The organism is Streptomyces sp. NPDC005728 (assembly GCF_040630895.1).
Lineage (GTDB): Bacteria > Actinomycetota > Actinomycetes > Streptomycetales > Streptomycetaceae > Streptomyces.
Genome location: NZ_JBEXYL010000214.1, coordinates 1 through 5,922, shown reverse-complemented (window position 1 = coordinate 5,922; position 5,922 = coordinate 1). Strand labels below are relative to the sequence as shown.

6 protein-coding genes are annotated in these 5,922 nt (G+C 72.9%); 2 read left to right on the top strand and 4 right to left on the bottom strand.

Annotated features, from left to right (window positions below; all coding sequences use genetic code 11):
• Nucleotides 1-213: 213 nt before the first annotated feature.
• A complete protein-coding gene (locus ABZ471_RS47425) occupies nt 214-927 on the top strand; it encodes a response regulator transcription factor (protein ID WP_359075364.1) in 714 nt (237 codons plus the stop codon).
• 7 nt (nt 928-934) lie between these two features.
• On the opposite strand, the gene ABZ471_RS47420 is transcribed toward ABZ471_RS47425, so the two are convergent.
• The 3 genes from ABZ471_RS47420 to ABZ471_RS47410 all read right to left on the bottom strand — a co-directional run bounded on the left by ABZ471_RS47420 (nt 935) and on the right by ABZ471_RS47410 (nt 3,271).
• The gene (locus ABZ471_RS47420) at nt 935-1,378 is read right to left on the bottom strand and encodes a universal stress protein (protein ID WP_359075363.1); all 444 of its coding nucleotides are present in this window, start codon (nt 1,376-1,378) and stop codon (nt 935-937) included.
• A 115-nt stretch (nt 1,379-1,493) separates the two neighbouring features.
• Nucleotides 1,494-2,147, bottom strand: a complete 654-nt coding sequence (locus tag ABZ471_RS47415; protein WP_359075362.1) for a response regulator transcription factor — start codon at nt 2,145-2,147, stop codon at nt 1,494-1,496.
• The gene (locus ABZ471_RS47410; protein ID WP_359075365.1) at nt 2,144-3,271 is read right to left on the bottom strand and encodes a sensor histidine kinase; all 1,128 of its coding nucleotides are present in this window, start codon (nt 3,269-3,271) and stop codon (nt 2,144-2,146) included. Before ABZ471_RS47410 ends, ABZ471_RS47415 begins: the two co-directional genes overlap by 4 nt.
• 243 nt (nt 3,272-3,514) lie before the next feature.
• On the opposite strand from ABZ471_RS47410, the gene ABZ471_RS47405 reads away from it, so the two are divergent.
• The gene (locus ABZ471_RS47405; RefSeq protein WP_359075361.1) at nt 3,515-4,075 is read left to right on the top strand and encodes a heme-binding protein; all 561 of its coding nucleotides are present in this window, start codon (nt 3,515-3,517) and stop codon (nt 4,073-4,075) included.
• 93 nt (nt 4,076-4,168) lie between these two features.
• Here the strand turns inward: ABZ471_RS47405 and katG are convergent.
• Nucleotides 4,169-5,922: catalase/peroxidase HPI (katG, locus tag ABZ471_RS47400; protein ID WP_359075360.1), on the bottom strand; the 1,754-nt coding region annotated here is incomplete at its 5' end.

The following is a 5,922-nucleotide window of genomic DNA, read 5'->3' as shown; positions in this document are numbered from 1 at the left end:
CCTCGGCCCGCTGGGAGCCGATCTGCCGGGCCCCGAGCCGGAGCACCTCGGGGGCCACCCAGGTCGGGGTTTCCGGCCGGCCGACGCGACAACGGCAGACGCCGGAAGCGCCGCAAGGGGGCCGATCGGCCCTGGCGCCGGGCGTGGCGGAGGGCGATGATCGGCCTCGTGGACAGCGCGCAGTCTGTCCCCACCGGGGAACGAGAGGTCGCCATGACCGAGACACGCACCTTCACGGAGCTGGACCCGATCCGGGTGTTCCTGCTCGACGACCACGAGGTCGTGCGCCGCGGCCTGGCCGATCTGCTCGGCGCGGAGCCGGACATCAGGGTGGTCGGCGACGCGGACACCGCCCACCAGGCACTCGCCCGCGGACCGGCCCTGCGCCCGCACGTCGCTGTGCTCGACGTGCGCCTCCCCGACGGCGACGGCATCTCGGTCTGCCGGGAACTGCGCGACCAGATGCCGGAGTTGGCGTGTCTGATGCTGACCTCGTTCGACGACGATGACGCCCTGCTGGACGCGATCATGGCCGGTGCCTCCGGCTATGTGCTGAAGCAGATCAAGGGCTCGGACCTGGTGTCGGCGGTCCGCACGGTCGCCTCGGGGCAGTCGATGCTGGACCCGGCGACCACGGCCCGCCTCCTGCGTTCCCTGCGGCACGAGCCCGCTCCGGCACCGTCGCTGCCGCCGGAGCTGGCGGGCCTGTCCGCGCGCGAACGGGACATCCTGGGCCTGATCGGCGACGGCCTGACCAACCGCGAGATCGGCAGGAAGCTGTACCTGTCGGAGAAGACCGTCAAGAACCACATCTCCCGGCTGCTGGCCAAACTGGGCGTGCAGCGCCGGGTCCAGGCAGCGGTCCTCGCCTCCCACCTGGACCCACACGACTCCGGGGAGCATCAGCATCGACCGGGTGGTCCGTGACCCCGGATCAGGCCGCCCCGGGACGCACGATCACCACCGGGCAGCCGGCATGCTGCGTCACGTGCTGGCTGACGGAGCCGAGCAGGGCGCGCGCGAATCCACCGCGCCCGCGGCTGCCGACGACCAGGATCTCCGCTCCCTCCGCGGCTCTGAGCAGGACGTCGGCAGGATTGCCCTCCACGACCAGCGACCGTACCGAGCCGGCCGCCTCCGCACCGAGGACCTCGGACAGTTCCCGCGCCATCCGCTCCCGGGCGTCCGCCTCGTCGACGTCCATGTCCACCGCGGGCCCCGACCAGCCGTACAGGCCCGGCAGCTCCCAGGCAGAGACCGCGTCCACGGTGCCGCCGAGCAGCGCGGCGTAGCGCACGGCCCAGCGCAGGGCCGCGTACGAGGTCTGTGACCCGTCGACGCCCACCACGACCCGGGGCCGGGAAACCTCCGTGTCCATGCGTGCCACCTCTCGTCTCGCGGCCGGGACACCGGTCCCGCCGTTCGGTCCCCCTTGCCACGCTGCGGGAGGCGGCGCCGTACCGCCACAGCAGAGCATCCGGCGGCATGACGTCTCAGGGCAGCAGCCGCTGTTCCTTCGCCACGGCCACGGCGCCCGCACGGGTGTCCACGCCGAGTTTGTCGTAGATGCGCCGTAGATGCGTCTTGACCGTGGCCTCGCTGATGTACAGGGCGCGGGCGATGGCGTGGTTGGGCAGGCCTTGGGCGAGGTGGGCGAGGATGTCGCGTTCACGCGGGGTGAGGGCGGGGCGAGGGTTGCGCAGGCGGGACATGACGCGGTCCGCGATCGGCGGGGAGAGGGCGGGGCGGCCCTGGGCGGAGGCGTGGATCGCGGTGAAGAGGTCCTCGGCGCGCTCGGCCTTCAGCAGGTAGCCGGTGGCTCCGGCCTCGACGGCGCGGGTGACGTCGGCGTCGGTGTCGTAGGTGGTCAGGACCAGGACGTGCGGCGCGGGCGTGAGGGCGCGCAGCCGACGAGTCGTCTCCACGCCGTCCATGCCGCTGCCCAGTTGCAGGTCCATCAGGACGACGTCCGGAGTCGACCTGCGGGCGAGCGCCAGTGCCTCCTCGCCGCTGCCGGCCTCGCCGACGACCTCTATGTCGGGGGCGCTGTGCAGGAGCGCCAGCAGGCCGGCGCGTACGACGGCGTGGTCGTCGCAGACGAGGATGCGGACGGGGGGCCGGTGGGCCGTCTCGGGTGTGCCGGTCATCTGGGCTCCAGCGGGATCGAGGCCGACAGGGCCGTGCCCTCGCCCGGGGCCGACTCGACGGTCAGGGTGCCGCCCAGCTGGCGCAGGCGGGCGCGGATGGCGGCAAGGCCGTGGCCGCGTCCCTCGGCGGCCGGGGGCGCGGCGGTGTCGAAGCCGCGGCCGTCGTCCGTCACGTCCAGGACGATCTGGTCGTCCAGGCAGGTCAAGGTGAGGGTGGCGGTCGTGGCGGCCGCGTGTTCGCGGACGTTGGCGAGGGCGCCCTGGGCGATGCGCAGGAGGGCGGACTCCACGGGGGCGGGCAGCGCGGCGGGCGGGGTGCCCTCCGCGTGGACGCGGACGGCGAGCGTGGACGTCGTCTCCCGCTCGGCGACCGCTCGCACGGCCGCGAGCAGGCCGCCGCCCTCGGCCAGGTCGGCCGGGGTCAGGTCGTGGACGAAGCGGCGGGCCTCGACGAGGCTGCGCTCGGCGATCGACGCCGCCGTACGGACGTGGTCGCGGGCGGTGTCCGGGGCGGTGTCCCAGAGGCGGTCGGCGGCCTGCAGGAGCATCCGCTGGCTGGACAGGCCCTGGGCGAGCGTGTCGTGGATCTCCCCTGCCAGCCGCTCGCGTTCGGCGAGAGTGCCCTCGCGGCGCTCCGTGGCGGCGAGTTCGCGGCGGGTGCGGAGCAGGTCGGCGATCAGGGCGTCCCGGCGCGCGGACTGGCGCTGCATCACGACGTAGACGGTGGTGGCCACGGCGGCCACGGCCGGGGGTGCGAGCAGCACGTTGGGGTCGGGCCAGCCGGCGAGGCTCAGCTGGGCTGCCACGGCCAGCGCCGTCAGCAGCGCGACCAGTGGGATCGCGGCGCGCGCCGGGAGGGTGCTCAGGCCGGTGTAGAACAGGGGGACCGCGCACCAGGCGTAGCTCGGGGCGAGGACCACGAGGAGCGCCCAGGCCGCCACGACCAGGCCCAGCCAGGCCAGGCGGCGCGGGGTGGGGCGGGTACCGAGGGCGGGGCCGAGCACGTAGAGCACGGCCAGCAGGACGGTGAGGGCGATGATCCAGGGAGTGCGCGGGCCGTCGGCGTGCCGGGCCAGGTAGCGGGCGAGGGAAGCGGCCAGCAGCACGAAGAACGCCGTGTGCATGACGACGGTGAGGGCGCGGGTGTCGTCGCGTTCGGGCACGGCCACCGGTGACTCCTCCCTCGATCATCGTGCTGAGCTGGGCAAACACCTTCCATTGTTCCCTGACCCGGGGTCTTGGGGGTCATCCGATCGGATGACCCCCGTGACCACCGGTCCGTCGACGGGAAGGGCCCGGTTCCGGGCCGAGGATCGGTACCGGGAGCGACTCCGCCCCCGTATCCCCTTGCAGAGAGGTTCTTGGCCATGCCCGGTCGCAAGAAGCCGTCCCGCCGTACCCGCGTCCTCGTCGGCGGCGCGGTCCTCGCCGTCGCCGGTGCCGGTGTCGTCGGTACGGTCGCCGCCAGCGCCGCCGACTCCACGAGCGCCGCGCCCGCCGCCGTGGCCGCCCGGAGCGGCAACCTCACCGAGAGCACGCACCTCACCCTCGACGCGGCCACGAAGGCGGCGCAGGCGGCGGTGGACGCGGCCGAGAAGGACGGCCGGCAGGTGTCGGCGGCGGTCGTCGACCGCAACGGCAACACCCTGGTCACCCTGCGCGGCGACGGCGCGGGCCCGCAGTCGTACGAGTCCGCCGAGCGCAAGGCGTTCACCGCGGTGTCCTGGAACGCGCCCACGTCCGAGCTGGCCGGGCGCCTGGGGCAGGCGCCGAACCTGAAGGACATCCCGGGCACCCTGTTCCTCGCGGGCGGTGCCCCCGTCACCGCCAAGGGCGCCCCGGTCGCGGGCATCGGCGTCGCGGGCGCCCCGTCGGGCGACCTGGACGAGCGATACGCGCAGGCCGGGGCGGCGGCGCTGGGCCGCTGAGGCCCGGTACGGCACGGCGAAGGCGCCCGGTCGACCCGCGAGGGTCGGCCGGGCGCCTTCGTGTGGTTGGTTGGTCAGCCCTCGGCGGGTCGATCAGGCGAGATCGAACCGGTCGCTGTTCATGACCTTGGCGAACGCCGCGACGAAGTCCTTCACGAACTTCTCCTTCGCGTCGTCCGAGGCGTAGACCTCGGCGAGCGCGCGCAGCTCGGAGTTCGATCCGAAGACCAGGTCGGCACGGGTGCCGGTCCACTTCACCTGGCCCGTGGCTACGTCGCGGGCCTCGAACGTGGTCTGGTCCTCGGACGTCGACTTCCACGTCGTGCCCAGGTCGAGCAGGTTGGCGAAGAAGTCGTTCGTGAGCATGCCGGGCTTGTCGGTGAGGACACCGTGCTGCGAGCCCTGGTGGTTGGCGCCCAGGACACGCAGGCCGCCGACGAGGACGGTCGTCTCCGGAGCGCTCAGGCCCAGCAGGTTCGCCTTGTCGAGCAGCAGGTACTCGGCCGGCAGGCGGTTGCCCTTGCCGACGTAGTTGCGGAAGCCGTCCGCGATCGGCTCGAGCGCGGCGAAGGACTCCGCGTCGGTGTGCTCGTCGGTCGCGTCGACCCGACCCGGGGTGAAGGGCACCTCCACCTCGTGGCCGCCGTCCTTGGCGGCCTTCTCCACGGCCGCGACACCGCCGAGGACGACGAGGTCGGCCAGGGAGACCTTCTTGGCACCGGAGGAGGCGTTGAACTCCTGCTGGATGCCTTCGAGGACGCGCAGCACCTGGGCCAGATCGTCGGGGTTGTTGACCTCCCAGCCGCGCTGCGGCTGCAGGCGGATGCGGGCGCCGTTGGCACCGCCGCGCTTGTCGCTGCCGCGGAAGGTGGACGCGGACGCCCACGCGGTGCCGACCAGCTGGGACACGGTCAGGCCCGAGTCGAGCAGCTTGGCCTTCAGGGCCGTGATGTCCGCACCGTCGATGAGGTCGCCCGCACGCTCCGGCAGCGGGTCCTGCCACAGCAGCGTCTCCTGAGGGACCTCCGGGCCGAGGTACAGCGACTTCGGGCCCAGGTCGCGGTGGGTCAGCTTGTACCAGGCGCGGGCGAAGGCGTCGGCGAACTCCTCCGGGTTCTCGTAGAACCGGCGGGAGATCGGCTCGTAGATCGGGTCGAAGCGCAGCGACAGGTCGGTGGTGAGCATCGTCGGGCGCTGCTTCTTCGACGGGTCGAAGGCGTCCGGCACGATCTCCGGGGCGTCCTTCGCCACCCACTGGTTGGCGCCGGCCGGGCTCTGGGTGAGCTCGTACTCGTACTCGAAGAGGTTCTTGAAGAACCCGTTGCTCCACTGGGTCGGGGTGGTGGTCCAGGTGACCTCCAGGCCGGACGTGATGGCGTCCTTGCCGACACCCGTGCCGTACGTGCTCCTCCAGCCCAGGCCCTGCTGCTCCATCGGGGCGGCCTCGGGGTCGGCGCCGACGTTGTCCGCCGGGCCGGCGCCGTGGGTCTTGCCGAAGGTGTGGCCGCCGGCGATCAGGGCGACGGTCTCCTCGTCGTTCATCGCCATACGGCGGAACGTCTCACGGATGTCGCGGGCCGCGGCGATCGGGTCCGGGTTGCCGTTGGGGCCCTCCGGGTTGACGTAGATGAGGCCCATCTGGACCGCGCCGAGCGGGTTCTCCAGTTCGCGGTCACCGGTGTAGCGCTTGTCGTCCAGCCAGGTGGTCTCGGGACCCCAGTAGACGTCCTCCTCCGCCTCCCAGACGTCCTCACGGCCGGCGCCGAAGCCGAAGGTCTTGAAGCCCATCGTCTCCAGGGCGACGTTGCCGGTGAGGATCATGAGGTCGGCCCAGGAGATGCTCTGGC